The sequence below is a fragment of the Marinospirillum perlucidum genome (assembly GCF_003336805.1).
Classification (GTDB): Bacteria; Pseudomonadota; Gammaproteobacteria; order Pseudomonadales; family Halomonadaceae; genus Marinospirillum; species Marinospirillum perlucidum.
Genome location: NZ_QFWJ01000007.1, coordinates 92,089 through 117,779, shown reverse-complemented (window position 1 = coordinate 117,779; position 25,691 = coordinate 92,089). Strand labels below are relative to the sequence as shown.

General features: G+C 49.6%; 24 protein-coding genes. 20 read left to right on the top strand and 4 right to left on the bottom strand.

The window, feature by feature from the left end; all coding sequences use genetic code 11:
- Window positions 1–4 precede the first annotated feature (4 nt).
- Window positions 5–1,042: an efflux RND transporter periplasmic adaptor subunit gene (locus DFK18_RS10285; protein WP_162299760.1), complete on the top strand. Its 1,038-nt coding sequence runs from the start codon at window positions 5–7 to the stop codon at window positions 1,040–1,042.
- Window positions 1,039–4,164: an efflux RND transporter permease subunit gene (locus DFK18_RS10280; protein ID WP_114418171.1), complete on the top strand. Its 3,126-nt coding sequence runs from the start codon at window positions 1,039–1,041 to the stop codon at window positions 4,162–4,164. Before DFK18_RS10285 ends, DFK18_RS10280 begins: the two co-directional genes overlap by 4 nt.
- Here the strand turns inward: DFK18_RS10280 and epmA are convergent.
- Complete coding sequence (gene epmA / locus DFK18_RS10275) at window positions 4,145–5,104, bottom strand: EF-P lysine aminoacylase EpmA (RefSeq protein ID WP_114418170.1); 960 nt, start codon at window positions 5,102–5,104, stop codon at window positions 4,145–4,147. The genes DFK18_RS10280 and epmA overlap by 20 nt on opposite strands.
- Window positions 5,105–5,117: 13 nt before the next feature.
- Window positions 5,118–5,684: an elongation factor P gene (gene efp / locus DFK18_RS10270; RefSeq protein ID WP_114418169.1), complete on the bottom strand. Its 567-nt coding sequence runs from the start codon at window positions 5,682–5,684 to the stop codon at window positions 5,118–5,120.
- Window positions 5,685–5,732: 48 nt separating this feature from the next.
- Here efp and epmB point away from each other — a divergent pair, with 48 nt between their 5' ends.
- Together epmB and DFK18_RS10260 are read left to right on the top strand one after the other, a co-directional pair.
- Complete coding sequence (epmB, locus tag DFK18_RS10265) at window positions 5,733–6,788, top strand: EF-P beta-lysylation protein EpmB (protein ID WP_114418168.1); 1,056 nt, start codon at window positions 5,733–5,735, stop codon at window positions 6,786–6,788.
- Between the two features lie 12 nt (window positions 6,789–6,800).
- Window positions 6,801–8,438, top strand: coding sequence for a hypothetical protein (locus tag DFK18_RS10260; protein WP_114418167.1), 1,638 nt, complete (start codon window positions 6,801–6,803; stop codon window positions 8,436–8,438).
- A gap of 10 nt (window positions 8,439–8,448) precedes the next feature.
- Here DFK18_RS10260 and DFK18_RS10255 read toward each other — a convergent pair whose 3' ends face one another.
- On the bottom strand, window positions 8,449–8,760 hold the full coding sequence (locus tag DFK18_RS10255) for a Rieske (2Fe-2S) protein (protein ID WP_114418166.1): 312 nt from the start codon (window positions 8,758–8,760) through the stop codon (window positions 8,449–8,451).
- A 396-nt stretch (window positions 8,761–9,156) separates the two neighbouring features.
- Between DFK18_RS10255 and DFK18_RS10250 the strand changes: the two genes are divergently transcribed.
- Both DFK18_RS10250 and DFK18_RS10245 read left to right on the top strand, forming a co-directional pair.
- Window positions 9,157–10,155 (top strand): porin, encoded by a 999-nt coding sequence (locus DFK18_RS10250; protein WP_162299759.1) that lies wholly within the window; start codon window positions 9,157–9,159, stop codon window positions 10,153–10,155.
- 226 nt (window positions 10,156–10,381) lie between these two features.
- On the top strand, window positions 10,382–11,335 hold the full coding sequence (locus tag DFK18_RS10245) for a porin (protein ID WP_162299758.1): 954 nt from the start codon (window positions 10,382–10,384) through the stop codon (window positions 11,333–11,335).
- Between the two features lie 80 nt (window positions 11,336–11,415).
- Here DFK18_RS10245 and DFK18_RS10240 read toward each other — a convergent pair whose 3' ends face one another.
- A complete protein-coding gene (locus DFK18_RS10240) occupies window positions 11,416–12,330 on the bottom strand; it encodes a LysR family transcriptional regulator (protein ID WP_114418163.1) in 915 nt (304 codons plus the stop codon).
- 144 nt (window positions 12,331–12,474) lie between these two features.
- Between DFK18_RS10240 and DFK18_RS10235 the strand changes: the two genes are divergently transcribed.
- The 14 genes from DFK18_RS10235 to DFK18_RS10170 all read left to right on the top strand — a co-directional run bounded on the left by DFK18_RS10235 (window position 12,475) and on the right by DFK18_RS10170 (window position 25,678).
- Complete coding sequence (locus DFK18_RS10235) at window positions 12,475–13,323, top strand: pirin family protein (RefSeq protein ID WP_114418162.1); 849 nt, start codon at window positions 12,475–12,477, stop codon at window positions 13,321–13,323.
- Between the two features lie 2 nt (window positions 13,324–13,325).
- On the top strand, window positions 13,326–13,964 hold the full coding sequence (locus DFK18_RS10230; RefSeq protein WP_114418161.1) for a nitroreductase family protein: 639 nt from the start codon (window positions 13,326–13,328) through the stop codon (window positions 13,962–13,964).
- 114 nt (window positions 13,965–14,078) lie between these two features.
- Window positions 14,079–15,137: a GDP-mannose 4,6-dehydratase gene (locus DFK18_RS10225; protein WP_114418160.1), complete on the top strand. Its 1,059-nt coding sequence runs from the start codon at window positions 14,079–14,081 to the stop codon at window positions 15,135–15,137.
- 139 nt (window positions 15,138–15,276) lie between these two features.
- The gene (gene fliB, locus DFK18_RS10220) at window positions 15,277–16,485 is read left to right on the top strand and encodes a flagellin lysine-N-methylase (protein WP_162299757.1); all 1,209 of its coding nucleotides are present in this window, start codon (window positions 15,277–15,279) and stop codon (window positions 16,483–16,485) included.
- Between the two features lie 96 nt (window positions 16,486–16,581).
- The gene (gene pseC / locus DFK18_RS10215) at window positions 16,582–17,739 is read left to right on the top strand and encodes a UDP-4-amino-4,6-dideoxy-N-acetyl-beta-L-altrosamine transaminase (protein ID WP_114418158.1); all 1,158 of its coding nucleotides are present in this window, start codon (window positions 16,582–16,584) and stop codon (window positions 17,737–17,739) included.
- A 25-nt stretch (window positions 17,740–17,764) separates the two neighbouring features.
- The gene (pseB, locus tag DFK18_RS10210; RefSeq protein WP_114418157.1) at window positions 17,765–18,769 is read left to right on the top strand and encodes a UDP-N-acetylglucosamine 4,6-dehydratase (inverting); all 1,005 of its coding nucleotides are present in this window, start codon (window positions 17,765–17,767) and stop codon (window positions 18,767–18,769) included.
- Entirely contained in the window at window positions 18,766–19,455 is a 690-nt protein-coding gene (pseF, locus tag DFK18_RS10205) for a pseudaminic acid cytidylyltransferase (protein WP_114418156.1), read from the top strand. The genes pseB and pseF overlap by 4 nt, the downstream gene beginning before the upstream one ends.
- A complete protein-coding gene (gene pseG / locus DFK18_RS10200; protein WP_114418155.1) occupies window positions 19,456–20,550 on the top strand; it encodes a UDP-2,4-diacetamido-2,4,6-trideoxy-beta-L-altropyranose hydrolase in 1,095 nt (364 codons plus the stop codon).
- Window positions 20,547–21,620: a pseudaminic acid synthase gene (gene pseI / locus DFK18_RS10195; protein ID WP_114418154.1), complete on the top strand. Its 1,074-nt coding sequence runs from the start codon at window positions 20,547–20,549 to the stop codon at window positions 21,618–21,620. The genes pseG and pseI overlap by 4 nt, the downstream gene beginning before the upstream one ends.
- A 1-nt stretch (window position 21,621) precedes the next feature.
- Window positions 21,622–22,188, top strand: coding sequence for a GNAT family N-acetyltransferase (locus tag DFK18_RS10190; protein ID WP_114418153.1), 567 nt, complete (start codon window positions 21,622–21,624; stop codon window positions 22,186–22,188).
- 20 nt (window positions 22,189–22,208) lie between these two features.
- Window positions 22,209–22,451, top strand: a complete 243-nt coding sequence (locus DFK18_RS10185; protein ID WP_218563941.1) for an acyl carrier protein — start codon at window positions 22,209–22,211, stop codon at window positions 22,449–22,451.
- A 1-nt stretch (window position 22,452) separates the two neighbouring features.
- The gene (locus tag DFK18_RS10180) at window positions 22,453–23,193 is read left to right on the top strand and encodes an SDR family NAD(P)-dependent oxidoreductase (RefSeq protein WP_114418151.1); all 741 of its coding nucleotides are present in this window, start codon (window positions 22,453–22,455) and stop codon (window positions 23,191–23,193) included.
- Window positions 23,190–24,599, top strand: coding sequence for an AMP-binding protein (locus DFK18_RS10175; protein ID WP_114418150.1), 1,410 nt, complete (start codon window positions 23,190–23,192; stop codon window positions 24,597–24,599). The genes DFK18_RS10180 and DFK18_RS10175 overlap by 4 nt, the downstream gene beginning before the upstream one ends.
- The gene (locus DFK18_RS10170) at window positions 24,596–25,678 is read left to right on the top strand and encodes a LuxE/PaaK family acyltransferase (protein WP_114418149.1); all 1,083 of its coding nucleotides are present in this window, start codon (window positions 24,596–24,598) and stop codon (window positions 25,676–25,678) included. The genes DFK18_RS10175 and DFK18_RS10170 overlap by 4 nt, the downstream gene beginning before the upstream one ends.
- Window positions 25,679–25,691: the final 13 nt, after the last annotated feature.

Sequence of the window (25,691 nt, the reverse complement as noted above, 5' to 3'; positions counted from 1 at the left end):
AAAAGTGAACCGCAAACCTGTTTCCGCCGGATACCTTGCCTTGTTGATCCTGCTGCTCGCCAGCCAGGGACTTCAGGCGAGTGGCCGCGAAGTCTCTGTGACCCTGACCCAGGTGACCCGCCAGGTGATCAGTGAACAGCTCTATGCCACTGCCGGACTCGAAGCCGGACAATCCCAGCAACTGCGTAGTCAAGCCAGTGGACGTATCACTCGCATTACCCACCAATCCGGGGACTTCATTGAAGCAGGTGCCCTGCTGATCCAACTGGATGATCGTCTGGCCCGTGCCAACCATGAAGAGGCGCGGGTGCAACTGCAGGAAGATCAACGATTGCTGCAACGCTACCAACGCCTGCATGCCAGCCAGTCGCTGTCACAGGATCAACTGGATAGCCAGATAGCGGCCGTGGCCATTGCCAAAGCTCGCTTTCAGGCAGCAGCAACCCAACTGGAAGATTATCAGATCCGGGCACCTTTCAGCGGTTTTCTAGGCCAGTTTGACTGGACATCCGGCATGCTGATAGATGCCGGCCAGGAACTCACCACCCTGGATGATCTCAGCTCCATGCAGGTGGATTTTGCTCTGGCGGAAAAGCATCTGGCTCAGGTTGCCCCCGGCCAAACGATCACCGCGCGGGTTCCCGCCTGGCCGGAAGAGGAATTTGCAGGGCAGGTGATATCCGTGGCCACCCGCCTGGATCCACAAACCCGTCAACTGGCCGTTCGTGCCCGCATCAATAACCCCGAGCAGCGCCTCAGACCCGGGATGCTGGCTAATCTCACCCTGGCCACCCAGCCTCGCCAGGCCTTGATGATTCCCGCGCGTAGTCTGACCTACAGTGCTGATGAAAAGGCCGTTTACCTGCGTGACGATGAAGGTCTGGCCAGACGCCAGACGGTGGAGACGGGCCTGATCCGCTCGGAACAATTGGAAATCACAGCCGGTCTGGAAGCCGGTCAATGGATTGTCGATCAGGGGGTGGTCAAGGTGCGTGAAGGTGTCCGCTTAGTCCCGCAGGAGACAGAAGAGGCCGCGCAGTGAAGCTTTCCGAAACAGCCCTAAGACGCCCGGTCTTTGCCCTGGTGATCAGTTTTTTGCTGCTGATTTTCGGCTTTATGGCCTGGCAACAATTACCTCTGCGCCAGTACCCCGAGGTGGATCGCCCTGAAATCAGCGTCATGACCTACATGGACGGGGCCTCGCCCGAGGTGATCGAACTGCAGCTGACCAATCCGCTGGAAGACCAACTCTCGGGAATCGAAGGCATCGAATACATCGATTCCAACTCGGCCCGGGGTGTTTCCCGTATCGAAATCACCTTTGCCGACAACCGCGATCTGGATCAGGCTGCCAATGACGTTCGTGAAGCCCTGTCACGGGTCAGCCGGGAGTTACCCGATGCGGCAGGCACTCCTCAGGTGCGTAAACGCGGGGCGGGCGGTGATGCCTTGCTGTATATTCTGCTGGGCAGTGATCGCATGACCACCCTGGAGTTAACCGGTTATGCCAGCCGTACGCTACAGGAACGCCTGAGTCTGGTTTCCGGGGTCAGCAATGTCCGTTTACTGGGCGAACAAAAATATGTCATGCGTATTGAATTGGACCCGGCGGCTCTCAATGCCCGGCAGGTGACCGTCGGCCAGGTGACTCAGGCCCTGCGCCAGGAAAACCTGCAAATCCGCGCCGGGGAGCTGGAAGGCCCGCAGCGCACGCTGCAGATTCACCTGCCGCGAGCCTATAATACGCCGGAAGACTTCCGCCGCCTGGTGATCCGCCAGGAAGCAGAAGGCCCGATTCGCCTGGGTGATCTGGCCCGGATCGACACGGGTGCCGAGGAAACCCAACAGCTGTTCCGCTCTAACGGTCGTAACGTGCTGGGGTTGGCCATCGAACCCCTCTCGACCGCTAACCCCTTGGAGGTGGTGGCTGCAGTCAGGGCCGAGCTGGATAAACTGCGCCCCTTTTTACCCGAAGGCATGCAGCTCAATACCTCCTATGATGCCTCCCTGTTTATCAAAAGTGCCCTGGAAGAAGTCTATCTAACGCTGGGAGTGGCCCTGCTACTGGTCATTCTGGTGATCTACCTTTTTCTGGGCAGTCCCAGGGCCACGCTGATCCCCGCCATCACGGTACCCGTGGCCCTGATTTCGGCCTTTATTGGTCTGGCCCTGTTTGGCTTCACCCTGAACCTGATGACACTTATGGCTCTGGTCTTGGCCATCGGTCTGGTAGTGGATGATGCCCTGGTTGTGCTGGAAAACATCCATCGCCATCTGGATGCAGGGGAAACTCCGCTGGTGGCAGCCTGGAAGGGAATCAGGGAAGTGGCCTTTGCCGTGGTCGCCACCACCCTGGTGCTCTTGGCCACCTTTATTCCCCTGGTTTTTCTGGAAGGCACGCTGGGGCAATTTTTCCGTGAGTATGCCCTGACCCTGGCTGCTGCCGTGGCTTTTTCCAGCCTGATTGCCCTGACCCTGGCCCCGGTGCTCTGCTCCCAATGGCTCAGGCCTCACTCCCGCCAGGAAAACAAACGCCTGGTTCACCGCGGCCTGAGTCGGCTTGAAGGAGGCTATCAGCAGCTATTGCTCTGGGGACTCAAACACCGTTATCTGGCGGCTGTTCTACTCCTGATCGCTTTAGGAATAACCGGCTGGGGCTTTACCCAACTACCACGTAGTTTTGCTCCCCAGGAGGATACCGGCTCGGTCTTTGTCTTTGTCAAAGGTCAGGAAGGGGCCAGCGCCGAACGCATGCAGACCGCCATGACTGAAGTGGAGGCCGCTCTTCTACCCCTGCTGGAAGGCCCCAACCTGAACAACATCACCCTGCGCTCCCCTGGCTGGTCCACCCAGGGGGATAACTCGGGTTTTCTGATCCTTAATCTCCACCCCTGGGAGGAACGCCCGGATTCGGTCTTTACCGTCCTCCAGGAAATTCGCGAGCGAGTGGCCGGTATTCCCGATGTCGTCATCTTCCCAAGGGTTCGCTCTGCCCTCGGGGGCGGCGGTTCGGGAACCCCGGTGGAATTTGTGGTGGGGGGCAGTGATTACCAGGAGGTACTCGGCTGGGCTGAACAACTTCAAGCCGAAGCCGATGCCAATCCGGGATTGGTTGGCACCGAAATCGATTTTTCCCAAACCCAGCCCCAGCTGATCGCCCAACTGGATCGTGAGCGAGCGGCTAACCTGGGCGTTTCTGCCGCTGCGCTGGGCGAAATGATGGAGGTGATGCTGGGCGGCATCAATCTGACGCGCTTTGAAGAAAGAGGGCGGGAATATGATGTCTGGCTGGTCGGCCAGCCTTCGCAGCTGGAATCACCCGAAGATCTGGGCAGATTAAAGATCATGTCCGATCGCAACCAGCTGATTCGCCTGGACAACCTGGTGACCTTTAGTGAACAAGGCGAGGCGGCACGACTGCCCCACTATAATCGCCATCGTGCGATTACGCTGTCGGCTTCTTTGAGTGAAGACTATTCCCTGGGCGAAGCCCTGGCCTTTCTGGATCAGAAAGCAGCCGAGTTGTTACCGGAATATGCCGTGATTGATTACAAGGGGGAATCCCGTGAATATCGGGAAAGCGGCACAGCCATCGAGATTATTTTTCTACTCGCCCTGCTGGTGGTTTATCTGGTGCTGGCTGCCCAGTTTGAAAGTTTTATCCACCCCCTGGTGATTCTGCTGACCGTCCCCCTGGGACTGGCCGGTGCCATCCTGGGTTTGGCCGTCACTGGAGTGACCCTGAATCTCTATACCCAATTAGCCATGATTATGCTGATCGGGCTGGTGGCCAAAAATGGGATTTTGATCGTGGAGTTTGCCAATCAGTTACGCGATCAGGGACTGGGCTTTGCAGAAGCCCTGGTAGAGGCCGCTCTCAGGCGTTTGCGCCCTATCCTGATGACCTCACTCACTACCCTGATCGGTAGTCTACCGCTACTACTGGCATCGGGAGCAGGCTCTGAAAGCCGCCAGGCTATCGGTCTGGTGATTTTTTCCGGGGTGGCGCTGGCGACGTTACTAACGCTGATCGTTGTTCCTCTGACCTATAATCTGCTGGCCAGAAATACCGGCTCTCCCGAGCGGGTCAGCCGACTTTTGGAAGAACAACTGAAACAAGAGCCCCACCCTGCCGGGAAGCCTATCAACAACGCTGATAACTAAACGGCTGGACTTCATCCAGGCTGGCGGCTCCGGCAGCCAGCATCAGCAGCCGGTCAAACCCAAGTGCAATACCGCTGGTGGGGGGCAAACCGGCTTGCAAAGCAGCCAACAGCTGCCGGTCTTCGGTCACCTGGGGCTTGCCCAGTTGCCTGCGCTGTTCGTTATCCGCGGTAAAGCGCCGCGCTTGTTCCTCGTGGGCAGTCAGTTCCTGGTAAGCATTGGCCAGCTCGATGCCCTCTACGTAGAGTTCAAAACGCCGGGCTATCGGATAGCCTTCATCATCCTGGGTAACTTCAGCCAGGGCGGCCTGACTGGCAGGAAAATCGCGAACCAGGACCCGCCCCCGGGCCTTGAGTGCCGGTTCCACTTGATGACTGATAAGTAGATCCAGACAACCATCACGATCCAGGCTTTGCGCCTCTATTCCGGAACAGGCATGACTGGCCTGACGCAGTTCGTCCAAACTGGCCGCAAAGGGATGCAGATCAAGAACATCCAAAAAAGCTTGTTTATAACTGAGGGTGTGATAGGGCTCAGGGCCCAGGAGTTGATCAACCAGAGCGCAGGTTTCCTGGCAGAGTTCGTCCAGAGTCCAACCTGGCCGGTACCACTCCAGCATCCAGAATTCCGGATTATGTCGCCAACTGACCTCACCTTTTCGAAAACAGGGGCCCAGTTGATAAATAGGGCCACTTCCCGCAGCTAGCAGGCGTTTCATATAGAATTCAGGGGAGGTCTGTAGATAGAAGGGGATTCCGGTTTCCGGGCCCACACCCTCCAACTGCAGGGAATCCAGCCAGGGGTCGGTGGCTCCGGCTCGCCCGACCAAGGGGGTGGTGACTTCCATCACCCCTCGGCTGGCGAAAAAGTCGCGGGTTGCGGCAAGATAGCGGGCACGTAACTCCAGCCTGGCCAGATCCGTGCCCGGTTGCCAATCCATCGCGGGGCTCAACTCAGGCTCGACTGACGTATTCGCCTGTACGCGTATCGATCTTCAGCTTTTCGCCTTCATTGATAAACAGAGGAACCCTGACCACAGCACCCGTTGAAAGAGTTGCCGGCTTGGAGCCACCCTGAGCTGTATCACCCTTGAGACCCGGATCGGTTTCGGTCACTTCCAGTTCGATAAAGTTAGGTGGGGTCACACTGATGGGAGCGCCGTTGTAGAGGGTCACCGTGTAGACTTCCTGCTCTTTCAGCCACTTGTGAGTGTCGCCCAGAGCTTTTTCATCGGCACCCAGCTGCTCGAAGGAGCCGTCAGTCTTCATGAAGTGCCAGAATTCGCCATCGGAGTAGAGGAATTCCATGTCGATTTCCAGAACATCAGCCACTTCCACATTTTCACCGGACTTGAAGGTCTTTTCACCCACGCGGCCCGTCATCAGGTTGCGATATTTAACCCGAGTAAATGCCTGGCCCTTGCCAGGTTTGATATGCTCTACATCAATCATGGAGCAGGGGTCGCTATCCAGCATGACCTTCAGGCCACCCTTGAATTCGTTGGTTGCAACGTTCGCCATAGTTATCTTTCTCTGAAATTGTCGAAAAACTAAAAAAACCGGTCGCCAATGATACCCAAAACCCAGGCCAGTAACCACTTAGCTCTAGCGGAAAATCCGCCTTCTCCCCCTTTGTGGGTGACTGAATTGCGCCAGGCCATTCGCGATCCTCTGGAATTATGCCGGGAAGTTGGCCTGGACCCTCAGACACTGGACACCCCTGCCGAGGGCTTGCAGGCAGGCCATCAGCTTTTTCAGACACTGGTACCTCGCCCCTTTATCCAGCGTATGCAAAAGGGAGACCCGAAGGATCCTCTCCTGCTCCAGGTCCTACCCCAGTCCCGGGAAACCCAACATTGGCCGGGATTCACCCAGGACCCTCTGGAAGAGGCCTCGGCCAACCCCTTGCCGGGTCTGATCCATAAGTATTCTTCGCGAGTGCTGCTGACTCTAGCGGGTAGCTGTGCAGTGAATTGCCGCTATTGTTTTCGCCGCCATTTTCCTTATGCCGAGAATAGCCTCGGCCAGGAAGCCCTGGACAGGATTCTTGACTACCTGAACCGGGACTCTCGAATTAATGAAGTCATCCTCTCCGGTGGTGACCCTCTGGCGACTTCAGACAAGCGACTGGCCAGTGTTGTCAAAAAGCTGGAAAGCATCCCCCACCTGAAGCGCCTGAGAATCCATACTCGCCTGCCCGTTGTGCTGCCTTCACGGGTAGATACCCGCCTGCTGGACTGGCTGAGTAGCGGGCGTCTGGACAAGGTGATGGTGATTCACATCAATCATCCCAATGAAATAGATACATCTTTAGAGGCAGCTCTGGCAGACTTGCGGGGGATAGGTGTTACCCTGTTTAATCAAAGTGTCTTATTGCGGGGGGTCAATGATGATCCGGAAATTCTGGCCGAGCTTTCTGAAAAGCTGTTTAGTCTGAAGGTTTTACCCTATTATTTACATGCGTTTGATCCGGTTGAAGGGGCTGCACATTTTGCCCTGGAAGACACTGCGGCCCAACAGCTTTACCAGCAACTACTGGCACGTTTACCGGGCTATCTGGTTCCCCGCCTGGTCAGGGAGTTTCCAGATCGACCCAGTAAAACTCCCCTGGGATGGTCATTTTAAGAAGAGAAGAATATGAGTCTGCTGCCCCTGGATTTTCCTGAGCTAAGCCGCGATCAGCTCAGCTGCTGCGAACTCCGTCTGGAAGCATTAAAGACTTGGCTGGATCAACTCCCCCTGGCTCATCCGCAAGCCAGCTATCAATCGCTGTCTACTTTTCTGGATGAATTCAATCGCCTGAAGATGTCTGCTCCCAGACGCCTGGAATGGCTAACAAGTCTGGCCCCCTGGGTCGACAAAGTCTGTCAGCAACTGGAAATCACCCATCAGAACCAGGCTGCAGAAGCCGCCCAGGCGCTGCAAATACTGCTGGGGCAAGGCTATAAACGCAGTGTTAATGACCTTCTCCAAAGTCGCGAACAGCTTCCCTCCAGCATTCTCGGGCCGAGTCTGCTGGAAGCTCTCTATCAGGCGCTGCAACAGACCAGCGAACTGATTCTAAGAGCCTGCCGCCTGGGCACTTCAACACCGGATAAAACCTGGAAAGAACTCTACTTTCTATATCGCCTGGCCTGCCAAAGCCGCCTTCAGGAGCGGCCGGTCCGAGACAAGGCGCCCAGAAACTGTGAACAAGCTTACTTTCGCGCCCTTCTTCTGGGCCTGATTCAGGCGGAAGGTCTGCGCAGTGACGAACTGGCCCAACTCTACCCTCTCCTGGCTATTTGGGCTCCCCTGCTTAAAATCACTGCAGCCACCTCCCCTGAAGCCCAGTTCCAGGTTTTGGCCAGCCAACACTACCGCCCCCGTCCAGCCTGGTCTGATGCTCAGATTAACAGCGATCAGGACTTCGGTCTCAACGCCCAGCCCATCAGTGATCTGCTCAACCGGCAAATACAAAGCCAGTCGGCAGCACTGGGGAATCGTCTTCTGCAGCATCTGCAAACCCTGTTTAATACCGGTTCAGATCGCAATGCCCCACGCCTGGAGGCTTCGGGGAACATCTCCCTGGTTCTGGGCATGCGCAGCGTGCATTTTCATCTTAGTGGACGTAAGCCCTTTGAAGAATGGACAGCCGGCGGGAATAAAACTCGTAAACAAGAGGACAACCCGCCCAGCGATGATCCCTGGTCAGTTGCTCCCGATGCAGCAGAAAATGAAAGCTATGGCTACCTAAAGGTGGTAGAACTGGAAACCAGTAATCTCAGCACCTCGGTGGAAGACGAATTTAACAAGCGCTATCCCGTTTATACGCTGGAACTGGTCAACACCAGTGCTACCGGGTACTGCCTGTACTGGCCGGGAAAAGCCCCGGCACAACTGGCTACCGGTGAAATGATTGCTTTACAGGACAAGGCTGGAAGCCCCTGGCAACCCGCTGTTATCCGCTGGGTACGCCAAGCTGATGAAGGTCACCAGCTGGGGGTCGAGCTGCTTCCCAGCAGGATGCAGCCCTGTGCGATCAAACCCTTGATCAAGGTAGGAGAACCTTTGAGCTACCTGCCTGGATTTTTAATCCCCGAGCTCAGAATTCTCGGTACACCAGCCAGTGTCATCACGCCTCTCTTACCCTTTCGTGAAGGGCAAAAAGTGGAAATCTATTCTTCACAAACCACCCAGCGCGCCAGATTGGTGCAACTTCTAAGCACCCCGGGCGAATTCAATCAGTTTCAGTTGCAAAAACTGGGCGGTGAACTGGGATTGCACACCACTTGAACACTATCAATTAGTCAGCCTCAACCCAAATCAGCCCTTCTTCCACCTTGACCGGATAGGTTTCTATATCTGTATAGGCTGGTGGTGTCAGGGCTTTACCATTACGCAGGCAAAAACGTGCACCATGACGGGGACAAATCAGCAAGTCTGCTTCAATACAGCCCCCGTCAAAGCCACGGTGATCATGAGAGCACTCATTAATCACGGCATGCAGTTCACCCTCTGCTCGGGCAACCAGGATCTCCTCACCATCTTCAGTTTCTGCAATCCGGAATTGGCCCTCATCCAGCTCATCATCTCTACACACTTGAATCCACGGCATTTTTTTATCTCCTCAACAGAAAAAAAAGCGACAACAGCAGGGCTTGAAAAAGCTGTAAGCGTCACCATTGTGACATACTGCTGGCATGAAAGTGAAAACTTGGCATGACCCCTGCAGGTAGATTGGATGAGCTTTGACAGGAAGATATTATAGCCATATCAAGAAAGAATGATTACATTTATCATTTGCACTTGATAAGTAAACGGGTAAAATCTGCCAATCGCTGCGACTTGAAGTTTTTCTATAAGGCTAAGCTATAGCCAAATAAAAAAGCCACTTGCAGTAGCCAGTAAAAAAGCCCAATATATTTTCGAGTCAGCAAAAGAACTTATTGAATTTTTGCCACTAGGCAAGATAATCAACCCACTGAGCAAAATGAAACAGGAAGGAAAATCCATGAAAAAAACTCTCATTGCCGCTTCAATTGCAGCCCTGTCTGTAGGCACCGCTCAAGCTGCAGTTACTCTGAACGAAACAGAAACTGGTAGCTTCTCTACCTACGGTAAAGTAGTTCTGCAACTGCATAATGCAGACGGTGTTAACCAGATTCAGGACAACGGCTCCCGTTTCGGTTTCAGTGGTGAAAGCCAGATCAACGAAGACATTAACGCCTTTGCTAACGCAGAGTTCCGTTTTAACGCTGGCTACACTAACACCACTGCCCCTACTGTTCGTTACAGCTACGTAGGTGTTGAAGGTGGTTTCGGTAAAGTAACCGCTGGTAACTTTGATTCTGTTTACTACACCACTGTAGCCGGCACTGCCGACATCATGGAAATGAATGGCTACCGTTCTTTTGATGGTGAAATTACTACTTCTGCCGGTAGCGTAGAGTTCGGCAAAGGCGGCGGCTTCTCTCTGGCTTACGAAACCGTCGATATGAGTGGCTTCAAAGCTTTTGTTGGCCTGCGTCACTATGCTGAAGATACTAATGCAACTACTGGAACCAAATCTTACCCTTCTGCAGTTGATAATGGCGATGAGCTCTGGAACGTCCAACTAGGTGCTACCTATGCACTTTCCGATGCCCTATCTCTGGGTGTCGCTTTCGACCAAAACAATGAAGACATTTACGGCTTTGCTGTAGATCCAATCATGGCTGCAAGCGTGAACTACTCTGCTGATGCCGTTGGCGCCTTCGCGGTGGTCGAAACTGTTGAAGATGCAATGATCGTTAACCTGGGCGGTAGTTTCAACTATGGTGCCGGTGACGTCTACGGTCTGGTATCCTACGCTGACGACAGCAGCGAGACTGGCCTGGATCTGGCTGCTGGTGCCAACTACGGCCTGAGCGACAACTTCTACCTGTTTGGTGAGTATGCTCAAGGCAACGACACAGTATCCAATATTGGTGACTATTCTACTGTAACAGTAGGCGCCAACTACAACTGGTAAGCCTGAACTTTCAAGTTCAAGGTGATCTTAAACCCCGGCCCTTGGCCGGGGTTTTTTATTGCCTGCCCATTCCTTGATTACCTTGATCGCAATTTCATACGAACGTCATTTTTCTGCAGCCTGACTGTCATCTGGCCTTGCTAATTTGCTTCCTGAGTTGAGTGCAACACTTGGTCGTTCACTCTTTTTCACGATCTCCCCTAAGCAAGTAAAAAGGAAAATGATGATGAAAAAAACACTGATCGCCGCTGCAGTTATCACTACTCTGGGCGCAACCTCTGCCCAAGCAGCTACTATCGCTGAAACCGACAGCACCAAGGTTGATATGTATGGCCGTATCAACCTGATGCTGCAAAGCGATGATGGCACCAACGGCATTGAAGACAACGGCTCTCGTATCGGCTTCAAGGCCAGCGATCAGATCAGTGAAGATCTGGAAGCCTTTGCACGCGCTGAATTCCGCTTTAATGGTGATGAGCGTCAACGCCCCAGCAAGGGTAACGATGTATTTGATGACCTGCGCAATACCTATGCCGGCTTTGAAGGCAGCTTTGGTAAAGTAACTGTGGGTAACTTTGACTCCATCTACTACCAGGCCACTTCCAGCGTTCTGGATGTAATGGAGAACGCTGGTTACCGTGCGTTCAACTCCGGCTCCACCAACGCCCGTGGTGACACCCTTGCGTTTGAAACAGCGGACCTGGGTGGCATGCAGTTTGGTCTTTCTGCCAAGCATGCACCTGAAACAGCTACAGCGGACGAAGCCTGGGGTCTGCAAGCCTATGGCCAATTTTCTGCTGGTGAAAACCTGAGCCTGGCTCTAGCATTCGACCAGAATATTGAAGAACTGGATGGTGGTGCCGACAGCGATCCCATCATTGGCGCTCAAGCCACCTATTCCATGGATGCCCTGACTGCTTCTGCTCTGGTTGAAAGCTCTGGTGATTACCTGCACTTGGGTGCTTCTGCGGCCTATGGCTACGGCATGGGTGACATCTACGGCCTTGTCTCCATGGTCGATGACAGCAATGAGTCCGGTATGGATCTGGCTTTGGGTGCCAACTACAAGTTCTCCAGTTCTCTACGTACCTATGCTGAATTCGCCATGGGTAATGATAAGGAAGCCATGTCTCTCGGTGACAAGAGCATCACCACAGTAGGTCTGCGTTACGACTGGTAAGACCCCCAACCTGTTTCAAGGATCAAGGGTAAAACCTCAGCACCCTTGGCTGCTTAGCCAACACCCTGCAAGTTGAGGTTTTAAGCCTTTTGCCCCGATTCAATATCGGGGCTTTTTTTATACTCGCGGGAAACACGCAACAATTGCTCTGCCAGAGCCTGGGTTGCTGGACCGGCAGCACGTGGATCTGCGAGGATTAACTGCAAAGGAACCACCCGCCGCCCCTCAGACGGCAAGGGCAAGCATTTCAGCTCTCCAGTTTTCAATTCATCAGCAATCAAATGCCGGGGCAGCCAGGCAAAACCCAAGCCCTGCTTGAGCATTCGCAAAGATGTTTCCACATGACTAACCGTCCAACGCTGCTCAGCCTGCAACCAACCGGCATCCAAACGATGAGCCCTTGCTGAATCGCGGATAACCAATTGCCGATAGGGCTGTAGATCATCAGCCAATAGCCGTCTGTATTGATGCAGGGGATGCTGATAATGGGCGACACAAACAAAATCGGCTTCTAACAGGGGCTCTCCCAAAAACCCCTGAACCGGTAGACCGGAAATAAGCAGATCGATCTCACCGGCATAAAGCAATTCCACGCCGCCAGACAGAACCGTTTCCCGCAGTTCGATTCGCGTTTTTGGCCAGTTGAATGAAAAGTCGGCCAAAGCCAAGGCTAACAAGTGCGCAGGAAAAGCCTGATCAACAGCCAGGCGCACCTCCGGTTCAACACCTTGAGCCAGAAGTTCAGCCATTTCCTCCAGATTAACAGCCTCTTCCAGAAGCAGGCCTGCTCGCCGTAAAAGCGCCTGGGCTGCCTCAGTCGGCTGAATGCGCCGCCCTTCGGTCTTCAAGAGGGTTAAGCCCAGCTGATCTTCCAGTTTATGGACGGCATGGTGAATGCTTGAAGGGCTTTTATGCACCCGCTCGCTGGCCTGATGAAAACCGCCCGCTGCAACCACTGCTTCCAGCATGCGCCACTGCTCCAGAGTCACTTTCATGTTCGAATTCCTAAAATAAAAAGTCAGTATTTTTTAAATTTTATTTGTATTTATTAAATACTAAGCTGCTTCCATACCGTTGCAAGGACTACTTGCAAAACTTTTAATCACTCGGTGGATGCAAAAGCATCCGGGAGAAACAGGATGAGTCCTCTAAAACTACTCAAGAAAGCCTTGCCCGCACAAGATGGTGACGGCGTTAAAATCAAGCGTATCCACGATTTTCAGGGCGGGCTTGATCCCTTTTTGATGCTGGATGAACTGAAAGCTTCAGCCAAGGAGGATTACATTGGCGGCTTCCCCCCGCACCCTCACCGAGGCTTTGAGACCCTGACCTATATTCTGCATGGCGGTTTGACCCATGAAGACTCCATGGGTAATCGTGGCGAAGTCCATGCGGGTGATGCCCAGTGGATGAGTGCTGCCCATGGGGTTATTCATTCGGAAATGCCACTGACCGATAGTGATGGCCTGCATGGTTTCCAGATCTGGGTCAATCTACCCGCCAGGCGCAAGATGGATCAGCCGCAATACCGGGATTTACGCCACGAGGAAATGGGTCAAATTCACTGGGATGAAGGCCAGATGAAGGCCATCGCAGGCAACTGGAAAACTTCACAAGGCCAGGTGAAAGGCGGTCTGGAGCAAATCGGTGAAGAGGCAGCCCTGGCAGACGTTCATCTCAGTGCCGGTGCATCCCTGGAAATTCATTTACCGGAAAAACAGCAACTGGCTATCTATGTCTATTCAGGTAGTCTGGAAGAAAAGGTCAGCGAAGGCTATTTGGCGGCTCTGACACCTGACAGCCAAGGCAAGGTAACAGTAAGCGCGGTTGAAGACAGCCAGTTCTTACTGCTGACTGGGCCTGCCTTGAAGGAACCGATCGCCCACTACGGCCCTTTTGTCATGAATAGCGAAGCTGAAATCCATCAAGCTGTTCGCGACTATCAAACCGGCCAACTGGTTCAAGCACCGCTTCAACAAGGAGAGTAACCATGCAAACCCTTCAAGCTTTGGAAAACCGCTTTTCGGCGAATTACTATGATGCCAACAAGCCTCTAACTGAGCAGCAGATAGAGCAACTGGTGTACTACGCATCCCAGGCACCCAGTGCTTTTAACCTGCAGCATACCCGCTTTCTGGCTGTCACCGATACAGCAGCCAAGGAGCAGCTGCAGAAGTTGGCGTTCGGCCAGAAGAAAGTCTCCCAGGCTGCAGTAACTTTTATTCTGGTGGCTGATACCCTGGCCCATGAAAACTACGACGAGGTGACTCAACAGGCAGTAGAAGCCGGTCTTTACGATGAACAAACTGCAGCCGCCACCCTGGAAAAGGTACAAGGCAACTATGCTGGAAAAACTCAAGCCTGCCACGATGAAGCGCTACGCTCCGGCAGCCTGGCAGCCATGAACCTGATGACCGCAGCCACAGCCATGGGCCTGGTCAGTGGCCCCATGATTGGATTTGACCAACAAGCAGTCAAAAAAGCTTTTCAGCTGGAAGATCGTTACCTACCGGTGATGCTGATTACCGTAGGCTATGAAGGAGCTGGCAATCACCCCAAAAAGCCTCGCCTGCCCGTCCAACAACTACTGAGCCTGGATGCTCGACCAAAACAACCGGAAGCCTCTTGATACTCAACCTGGCGGCCTCTTTAAGAGGCCGTCCAGGATTTGCGAAGCCTTAACGGCTTGACTAGACTCCAGCGATGAAAAGGACATTTCATAATAAGACAAGGAGTCTTCCGCATGAAAATTCTGGTAACAGGCGGCAGTGGTTTTATCGGTTCGGCTTTCGTGCATTTCCTGATGCAAAAAACGAAACATCAGGTATTGAACCTGGATAAACTGACTTCAACCGCCAACCCTTTATCTCTGCAAGCCTTCCAGTACACTCAGCGCTACCGCCTGATAAAAACCGATTTGAGTGATCAGGATCCCATCCAGCAGGCTCTATCGCAATTCCAGCCAGACAGGGTCATCCATCTAGCCGCTCACCAGCCATCACGACCCACATCACGGCAAAGCTATGAAGATCAACAGCGCATCACCCTTAATCTGCTGGATAGTTGCCACCAGTATTGGCAGGAACTCCCCTTACAACAGCAACAGGATTTTCGCTGCCTGCAGATGTCCTACGATCAGGTCTTTGGTAACAACTTTCTCACCACCCAGGCACTGAATGAGAACAGTGAGATAGCTCCGGAATCTCTCTACTCGGCCAGTAAAGCAGCCATGGATGAACTGGCCAGAACCTACCATCGCCAAACAGGTTTCCCCTGCCTTCTGGCCAATGCCTCCAATATTTACGGCCCTCGACAACTGCTGGATGCACCCCTGCCGCAGCTTTTAATTCGCTGCCTGACTAATCAACCCATCCAGCTCAAACCTGGAAGCGAGCACAAAAAAAGCTGGCTCTTTGTCGAGGATCTTGCCGCAGCCCTCTTCCTGCTTGCAACCCAGGGAAGACCGGGAGAGAGCTACCATCTGAGCAGCCAGTGCCACCACAGCACCAGGGAGGCTGTAACCCTGCTGTGTCGATTGCTGGATGAAATCCAGCCTGCGGAAACCAGCTATCTGAATCAGATCGAATTTGATGAAGCAACTCTGGATGCACAGGAAGCCATCTATCTTTTTGATCCTCAAAAATTTGCTCAGGAGTTTCAATGGCTCCCTGACACCTCCTTAGAAACAGGAATGCGGACAACACTAAACTGGTATCTGGATCACCCCCAATGGGTCGAATACCTGCTTAGCAAAGAACATTTTAGCTCCAGAAAAAAGAAGAAAGAAATCAAGGGGGTATAGAGAAATCGGCCGTGATACAATAGGGTTGACCCTGGTGGCTATAATCAAAACCATCTAGTAATGCCCTATTCAGTCTGGTTGACTCCAGTAAGGACGTGATAAGTTAACCTAATCAATCACTTTTTATCCGGATTCCCAGATGTCACACGATGCTCTAGCACCCAAATATGTCAGAAAATTTCAATGCACTGGCAGCAAGTGCCCTGACAATTGCTGCCACAGCTGGAACGTAGGTGTCGATCCAGAAACGCTCCGAGGCTACCGCACGAACCCTGCCTTAATTGCAGTGATGCAGGATAAGCTAATCGATAATTATGATTTGAAGACCAAAGAGTCTAGCCCTGCTTATATTAAATTAAACCCTCAAACTGGCAAATGCTCGCTACAAGAAGAAAATGGACTTTGCTCCCTACAAAAGAGATTTGGTGAAGACGCCCTCTGTGCCACCTGCGATAACTATCCGCGGCACTACAAAATGCTTGGCAATGATATTACGGTCACCCTCACTGAATCCTGTCCTGAGGTTGCCAAATTACTAATTGATGATCCTGAGGCCATGGAACTCAGCTTTGCCCCGTTAGAGCTATCAAAAAAGCCCCATGCATCAATTATTGAAGAACAAGAAAACTATGCAGACCGCTATCAACTGCTTCAAGCACTGCTAACCTTATTACGACACCGCAATATAAGCCTTGAGATGCGGTTATTCATTGCAGGACTACTAGTACAAAGAGCTCAAACTCTGCTAGAAGGAGATGACAATGAAACCAGTATGCAAGACCTCTGTAACCTCTATTTTGAACTAACCAATCAGGGCTATTTTCAGCAACAAGCCAGGGAACTTCAAAAAACTAACGATGGAGCCTTAGGGCTTGTTATCCTGAATGTTCTTGTCCAAGAAAAGCCTAATCAGCATGCCTTCAAGGAAGAGCTTAAGAAAGCTCTGGATGGACTACAAATAACTGGAAAGCGTCCTGCTGGAGAAGAGCAACTGAACAAGCTCAAAGAGGCGTGGAAAAAGCACCTCAAGCCCTTTTATAAAAAGCAAAGTTATGCCCTGGAAAACCTTGTAGTGAATTGGCTCATTCGAGACATGTTTCCTATCCAGCGTCAAAATATCCAAGATGGCTGGGCCAGCATTTTTGTGCGCTATTTACTGTTACGCACTTTATCTTCCGGCATTGCTCTGCAACAAAAGTCATTTGAAAAACAGGATCTGATTCGCCTAACTTATCGCTTTGGTCGTGGAGTGACACACAGTTCGCTTATGGATAAGCTAATGCTGGAATTAGCTGGGAAAGACCTAAAATCCAACGTGGCTTTTGCGCGAGCCTTGCACCTTAACTAAAGAAAAGTGACCACTTGTCGATAACTTTTCTTGAAAACAATCAATCTCTTGAGGCCTCAGGAATAAACTCAGATCCTGGGGCGGTAGCGTGCCTAAATGATACCTTACGGTAAACAAGACATTCGACCAGCAGATCTAGATGCAGTGCTGGGGGTGCTGAAATCAGACTTTTTAACACAGGGTCCGCAAGTACCCTTATTTGAACAACGGGTAGCCAGCATCTGCAAAGTACCCCACGCTGTGGCAGTCAATAGCGCCACATCTGCCTTGCACTTGGCATGCCTAGCCCTTGATCTTAAAGCTGGCGACTGGCTTTGGACTAGCCCGATAACCTTTGTAGCTTCAGCCAATTGTGGTTTGTATTGTGGGGCTAAAGTTGACTTTGTCGATATTGACCCCAAAAGCTACAACCTTTGCCCCAAAAAACTGGAAGAAAAACTGATCCAGGCGGAAAGAAAAGGCACGTTACCCAAGATTGTTGTTGCAGTGCACTTGGCTGGCCAGCCCTGTGACATGCAAAAAATACATGCTCTATCTGAGCGTTACGGCTTCAAAATCATTGAAGATGCTTCCCATGCAATTGGCGCCACCTATCTTGGTCAACCGGTAGGCAATTGCCAATATAGTAATATCACCGTCTTCAGCTTCCATCCGGTTAAAATTATTACCACTGCTGAAGGTGGGCTGGCCACTACACGAAATACGGCCTTGGCAAAAAAAATGCAGCTACTTCGTAGCCATGGTATTACCCGCGAAAGTGAGCAAATGTCTCACCCACCTGATGGCCCTTGGTACTATCAGCAAATAGCTCTAGGGTTCAACTATAGAATGACCGAACTGCAAGCTGCTTTAGGTGTTTCGCAGCTAGATCGCCTTAACCACTATATTACTAAGCGCCGACAACTGGCTGAAACCTATAACCAAAGGCTGGAAGACTTTCCCGTAAAGCTACCCTTTCCAAGCAAAGAATCAGCCTGGCACCTTTACATCATTCGGCTTGAAACCGAAAGGCACCATATTAGTCACCGGCAAGTTTTTGAAAATCTTCGAGCTGCAAACATAGGCGTGAATCTACACTATATTCCCGTGCATACTCAGCCTTGGTATCAGCAACTAGGCTTCAAATATGGTGACTTTCCTGAAGCTGAACACTACTACCAGCAAGCAATCAGTCTTCCACTTCATCCTGGTTTACAGGAGGATGAAGTGGAACAAGTTATCCAAGTACTTGAAGAGTCACTGAGTGCAGTTTGAGTATTTGACCCCAAGGTAAAATGGAATGTTTGACAATAAAGCGATATTGATTACTGGTGGTACTGGCTCTTTTGGTCATCGTTACGTAAAGACTTTACTTGAAAGATACCAGCCCAGCCGTTTGATCATTTATTCTCGTGATGAGCTAAAACAGTATGAGATGCAACAAGTCTTCAACCAAAAATGCATGCGCTATTTTATTGGAGATGTCCGCGACCAAAATCGCTTGGTACAAGCCATGCGAGAGGTTGATTATGTCATTCACGCAGCTGCTCTCAAGCAGGTTCCTGCAGCTGAATACAACCCCATGGAATGTATTAAAACCAATATCCATGGGGCTGAAAACGTAATCCATGCTGCTTTGGAAAACAACATTGATAAGGTGATTGCTCTTTCAACGGACAAAGCCGCTAATCCAGTTAACCTCTATGGAGCCACTAAACTAGCATCTGATAAACTCTTTGTTGCTGCCAACAATATGGCTGGAAGGCGACGGACGCAATTCTCAGTTGTTCGCTACGGCAATGTAGTTGGCTCCAGGGGGTCAGTGGTTCCTTTCTTCAAAAAACTGATCGATGATGGAGCTTCCGAGTTACCCATTACTGATCCGCGCATGACGCGCTTCTGGATTACACTTCAACAAGGTGTGGATTTCGTGCTGAAAAACTTTCAGCGTATGCACGGTGGTGAGATTTTTGTCCCCAAGATCCCTTCAGTCTGCATTACTGATCTAGCCAAGGCTATGGCTCCACATCTCGCTCATAAGATTATTGGTATCCGCCCAGGGGAAAAGCTACATGAAGTTATGTGTCCAGCTGATGACTCTCACCTGACACTGGAATTTAAAGATCACTATGTGATACGTCCAACTATTCGCTACAACAGCCGAAGCAACAATTATTCACCCAATGAACTCAATGAAAAAAGCACACCAGTTGAACAGGGCTTTGAATACAATTCGGGCACTAACCCTGACTTTCTGAGCATTGAAGCGATTAAATCTTTCAACCAGTTGGCAGAAACACCTTGAGAATCGCCATTATTCCTGCCCGAGGGGGTAGCCAGCGTATTCCACGAAAGAATATTAAACCTTTTTGCGGCCAGCCTATGCTCGCATGGTCAATACAGGCTGCTAAGAATAGTAACTGCTTCGATCAAATATTTGTGAGCACGGATGACGAAGAAATTGCTAGTGTTGCGCAACAAAAGGGAGCAACTCTTCCGTTTATTCGTCCAGCAGAATTGTCTGACAATCACACTGGAACTGGCCCAGTTGTAAAACATGCTATAAGGCATCTTGAAGAATCAGGTCTGTCAATCGACCAAATCTGCTGTATTTATGCAACAGCCCCTTTTGTACAAGCAGAAGATCTTCAAAATGCATTAGACATTTTGGAAAAAACTAATGCGTCCTATGTTTTTTCAGCCACCAGTTTTCCCTTTCCGATACAGCGAGCCATTAGAAAAACAAATGACGGTGGATGTGCTCCAATATTTCCCGAACACATCAGTAAACGTTCTCAGGATCTTGAAGAAGCTTTCCACGATGCAGGGCAATTTTACTGGGGAAAAAAAGATGCTTGGCTGAGTAGTGAAAGTGTTTTCAGTCCAGAATCACGAATGTATTTACTACCCCGTTGGCGTGTTCAGGATATTGATACGCTGGAAGACTGGGAAAGAGCCGAGCGCTTATTCACTGCATTCCACTCAAACTGAATGAAAGTATATATTCGCACCGATGCCTCAGCCCTGATTGGCTCTGGCCATGTCATGCGCTGTCTGACTCTGGCAAGAGCCCTACATCAACAAGGCGCTAGCATAAGCTTTATCTGTCGGCTACACCTCGGCAATCTGATTGAAGTGATTCAGCAACAAGGATTCAAAGTTCTACCACTTCCAGAGTTAAAAGACACTTCTGAAATGAAAGGATACGCTGAGTGGCTAGGTTGCACTGAAGAGCAGGATGCATCGGATACGATAAGCCTTCTTAATCAGCATGAAATTCCAGCCGACCTGCTGGTAGTTGACCACTACGGACTAGGCCGAACTTTCACACAAAAGCTGAAGCCTTTTTTCCGGCATCGCATGGTGATTGATGACCTGGCAAATCGCAGCCATGATTGTGAAACGCTTCTGGATCAAAACTTACTACCAAATTTTCTAAGACGATACCAAGGCCTCGTCAACCCGGGATGCAAATGCTTGCTTGGCCCTGAATATGCTCTATTACGCGAAGAGTTCTACCAAACACAAAGAGAACTTAGCCCAGAACGCCTGCTAGTTTTTTTTGGTGGCAGCGATCCCTGGCATCTCACTTTAAAAACCGTAAAAGCCTTACAAGATCTACACCACAATAGTCAGATTTCTCCCAGCGCAGATATCGTTATCGGACAGAACAATCCAGATAAACCAGCACTGGTAGGGGCAATATCCAAACTCCCCAATGCAAAATTACATATTCAGACTCAACGTATGGCGGAATTAATGAGTAAAGCCAAACTTATGCTGGGAGGTGGCGGTACTACTCATTGGGAGCGCTGTATTCTGGGTTTACCTGGGTTAATCGTAACTGTTGCAGAAAACCAGCGCCCAACAACTGAATATCTCGCTGAACAAGGTGCTTGTATCTGGCTTGGTGATGCTGATCAAATAACCACTTCACAACTTGCCCTGGCTTTGAGTAGAACCTTGAACAACCCTCTTTTGTTAGGGCAGATAAGCCATAATGCAAGCCAGGTTGTTCCTCGAAGTGGAGGAGTCCACGCAGTTGTCCAACACCTAAAGACTCAATTAGAGAAATATCTCGCATGAACCAAAGTCCTGATAAACCTAATACGATTCAACTGGGCAATACAGTCATTGGCTCAGACAACATGCCTTTTATTATTGCCGAGCTTTCCGGCAATCATGACCAGTCTCTGGATAAAGCTTTACAAATGGTTGATGCAGCGGCCCACGCAGGGGCGGATGCTATTAAGTTGCAGACCTACACAGCTAATACCATGACCCTTGATGTTCATGAGGGTGATTTTTTTATAGACGATCCAAACAACTTGTGGAAAGGCTATTCTCTGCATCAGCTCTATCAAAAAGCGATGACTCCGTGGGAATGGCATCAGCCTCTTTTTGAGCGTGCGCAGCAGCTTGGTATGCTGGCATTCAGTACTCCATTTGACTCCACCGCTCTAGACTATTTGGAAGAGCTAAATTCCCCCTGTTATAAAATAGCTTCCTTTGAAAATACGGACCATGCTTTGCTAGCTGCGGTTGCTAAAACGGGTAAGCCAGTCATCATGTCTACGGGGATGGCAACACTGAGTGAACTAGCTGAGTCTGTTGAGGTACTGCGCGAAAATGGCTGTGAAGAACTGATTCTTCTTAAGTGCACTAGTAACTATCCTGCCCGCCCAGTTGATGCGAATTTAAATACATTACCTCATCTTGCGCAATTATTTGGTTGCCAAGTCGGCTTATCTGATCACACCACAGGAATAGGTGTTGCTGTCGCAGGTGCTGCTTTGGGAGCAACGGTTATCGAAAAGCATTTTGTTTTAGACCGTAGTGAAGGGGGCGTTGATGCTGATTTCTCGATGGAACCAAATGAGCTTCGCCAACTGGTGGAAGAGTGCCGTCGTGCCAAGGATGCATTAGGGAAAGTTTACTACGGACCCACTGAACGGGAAATTGCTTCCCGAAAACATCGTCGCTCTCTTTATATTGCAGAAGACCTAGAACCAGGTGACCAACTTACAGAAAATAATCTTCGTTCTGTGCGGCCCGGGTCAGGGCTCCCACCCAAATATCTAAAGCAGTTTCTAGGCAAATATATTAAGAAAAAGATCAATAAAGGCACGCCTTTAAGCTGGGAGCACTTTGAATAAAATGAATAGCATGTGGCACCAGAAATCAAAATCTCTAGGGAACGTTCGTATTTCACCACTCAGCATTGAGGACTTAGAGATGGTAAGGCGCTGGCGTAATAGCCCGCAGATTTCACAGTTCATGCTAAATCAACATGAAATCAGCCCAGAAGAACAAATTAGCTGGTTCAATAAAATAAAGAATGATGAAAAGCAGGCACAGTTTGTTCTATATTACAAAGAACAGCCAATCGGGGCAGGAAACCTAAAAAATTCAGGCAATAAACTCTATAACGCAAAAACTGCTGAAAGTGGATATTACATAGCATCAGAAAAGTACCGAGGAACTTTTGTCGCTTTTCTGCCTGCTCTTTTAATGCATGAATATGCTTTCACTGAATTAAAAATAAAAAAACTAATTGCCAATGTAAAGATTGATAATAGTGCTGCTATCCGGTTCAATGAAACTTTGGGATATATAAAATCTGACTTTGAAAACAGCAACTCAAATAATCTGGTTTCCATGCAGCTCAGTCCAGAAAGTCATCAAAAATCTTTTGAAAAACTTCATAATTTTTCTTTGCGTTAACATAGATAACAGGAATCAATGTGACAAATACTGAGAAACTACAGCAAACCTTTGCTACTGCCCTCGCCATTGATATTAATAGAATAACTGATGAGTTAGCATACAATAGCATCAAAGAATGGGATTCTACTGCACATATGATTCTGGTTGCAGAGCTGGAAGCAACATTTGATATTCTTTTAGATACTGACGACATTATTGATATGAGTTCCGTTGCTGAAAGTAAACGAATTCTAGCTAAATATGACCTCCGATTTGACTAATATGTCCACTGCCACTAAGCCGCTAGCTCTGATTACAGGTGCGAGTCGTGGAATTGGCGCCGCAACTGCAAAACAACTTGCAAAACAGGGATACGATCTTTGGTTGGTTGCCAGAAATCCTGATTTACTTGCGGATCAAGCTGAAGAATGTCGCCAACACGGTTCATCTGTCACGACAAAAACTTTGGATCTAACTGACAGTCAGTCGCTGAAAGTGCTATTCCAAGAATTGCAAAAAGAAAAGCGCTTACACCACTTGGTTCATTGTGCTGGATTTATGCTGGACAAGCCATTAATGATGACAAGCCTGTCAGAATTACAGCACCTTTACACTATTCACTTGCAGGCCACTTTCCAACTATGTCAACTTGCCAGCCGCCTGATGACTCGACAGAGATTTGGTAATCTTGTACTACTTTCATCAAAAGTGGCATCAGCTGGTTCAGCAGGTCAGAGCGCTTATTCAAGTGTAAAAGCTTCTCTGACTGGACTCACTCTGTCACTTGCGAAAGAACTTGGACCAGTCGGTATTCGCGTCAATGCAGTTGCTCCAGGTTTAATCGAAACCAACTTGACTGAGCATTATTCAGAAGAGAAAAAAGCTGAATTAATCGAAAAAATTGCTTTGAAACGAATTGGTCAACCCGAAGATGTCGCACAAATTATCGGTTTCTTGTGTTCACCAGCAGCAAGCTATATGACTGGTCAAATTTTAGGAGTTGATGGAGGCTTTTCATTGTGAGACCAAGTCCCCAGCCAAATTATACAGCAGGGTTTGCCGATAAGATTTTTCAGCATGGTGAAAAGATTGCTTTGATTTTTGGGGACGAAAAAATCAGCTATGCACAACTTGATGATAGAATACAAAATCGAAAAAGTACCTGGGAGCAACTAGGGCTAGTTTCAAATCACCTTGCGGCTATACATATAACACCCCACCCGGATGCCATTATCAGCTATTTGGCAGCTCTGCAAGCAGGAATTCCCCTGTTGGTATTGGATCCGGGTATACCTGATGAGACCCAGCTATCATTGATAGAGCAGCTCGGAGCTGGCTGGCTGCTGAGAGCAGATCAATCACCCAAAAAAATGAAAGTAGCGTCAACAAGCTGTCGTGATGATCTGGCGTTACTTCTCAGTACTTCTGGTAGCAGTGGCTCTCCAAAATCCGTCATGTTGAGTTATCAGAATATCTACAGCAACGCAGAATCAATAGCAGAATATTTACAAATTCAATCAACTGATGTGGCCATTACTAGCTTACCATTGCACTACTGTTATGGTCTCTCAGTTGTAAACAGTCAACTACAGACTGGGGCAGCCATCGTACTCACTGAAGAGCCCCTAATGAGTAAAAACTTCTGGAATGAAGTTAAGGCTCATGAGGTAACCAGCCTCTCAGGGGTTCCTTTCCATTATCAGATGCTCAAACGCCTTCGCCTCGAATCAATGGACTTGCCTTCAATACGCTATCTGACGCAGGCTGGAGGCCGGCTTCCCGATGACGATATCCTTAGATTTGAGGAACTGTGCCAGGATAAAGGCTGGAGCTTTTATGTTATGTACGGCCAGACCGAAGCCAGCCCTCGTATTGCCTACCTTCCCCCAGAAGCCTTACCGCAAGCAGTTGGCTGCATTGGTAAAGCCATACCGGGGGGACGCTTGATAATTCGTGATTTAGAAACAAGATCCGTGATTAATACGGTCGAAGAAACAGGTGAGCTCTGCTATCTAGGACCCAATGTCATGCTGGGTTATGCTCAGAAGCCGGCAGACCTTCAAAGCAATACATTTCTGAATGAGTTGGCAACGGGTGATTTGGCAGAATGGACAGTAGAAGGCTGGGTACGAATAACAGGTCGTAGTAGCAGGCTGCTAAAAATACAGGGCAAACGCTGGCAACTCGATCAGTTGGAATTCCGACTCAAAAAAATATTCTCTGATTTGTTAGCTGTAACGGGTAGGGATGATCAGCTAGTGGTTGTACTAGCAGCTGATGAGCAACAGGAAGCAATGCATACTTACCTTCACCGGGAGCTCAGTATTCATCCAACACTCTTTAGAATCTTGATTCATCAAGAGTTACCCTGTTTATCCACTGGCAAGCCTAACTACCAGTTGTTAATTGAAGAGGCAGAAAAAAGATGATTTTAACTCAGCTTCTTCAAGGTGAACCTTACAACCTTCAGAAACAAGAAAAACAACCCATTCTCCTTGAAGGGTTGAATGAGCTGAATGCATGGCACCACCAAAATTGCACGGAATACAGTAACTTGCTTGATGCCATAGGCATGGAACCGCCTTGGTACACAAAAAGTGTAACTGAAACACCTTACCTCACAGTGCCACTTTTTAAGCAGTTAGAGCTGAAAAGTATTTCTGAAGAGGATGTATTCAAAGTCCTGCATTCATCTGGCACAACAGGTCAAACTCCTTCACGCATTTTTCTTGATCGGGATACTGCTGCTCTTCAAAGCAAAACCCTGGTGCGCATCATGCAGCATTGGCTAGGAAAACCAAGAAGGCCGATGCTAATACTGGATCACCCAGGAGTTATAAAAGACCGCCAAGCCTTCACAGCCAGAGGAGCAGGAATTCAGGGCATATCCTTCATGGGCCGCAACCATTGTTATGCCCTCCATGAAGACATGTCTTTGAATCTAGAGGCCATTATTAAGTTTGAGCAAGCACACAGTCATGAGCCCGTTCTAATGTTTGGGTTTACTTTTATGGTTTGGGTCTATTTTCTCCAAGCCTTACAGAAAGAAGGTATTAAGCTCAATTTTCCTAAGGGTTTTTTACTTCACAGTGGAGGCTGGAAGAAATTACAAGATCAATCTGTGGATAATTCTACCTTTAAACAAGAAGCACAGCAGTTACTGGGATTAAATGCAGTTCATAACTTCTACGGTATGGTCGAACAGATTGGCAGTATTTTTGTTGAGTGTGAGGAGGGTCATTTGCATACACCTGCTTATGCAGATGTTCTAGTACGTGAACCCGGAAGCTGGAAAGTTTTGAATACAGGACAAACAGGTCTCTTACAACTGGTATCTCTCATTCCCAAAAGTTATCCAGGACACTCACTTCTTACTGAGGATCTCGGAAAGATACTAGGAGAAGATAGCTGCCCATGTGGTCGTGCTGGCAAATACTTTCTTGTTGAAGGACGAATGAAACGTACTGAGGTTCGTGGTTGTTCAGATACCTACAATGTACCAACATAAGTTAAGAGAATTA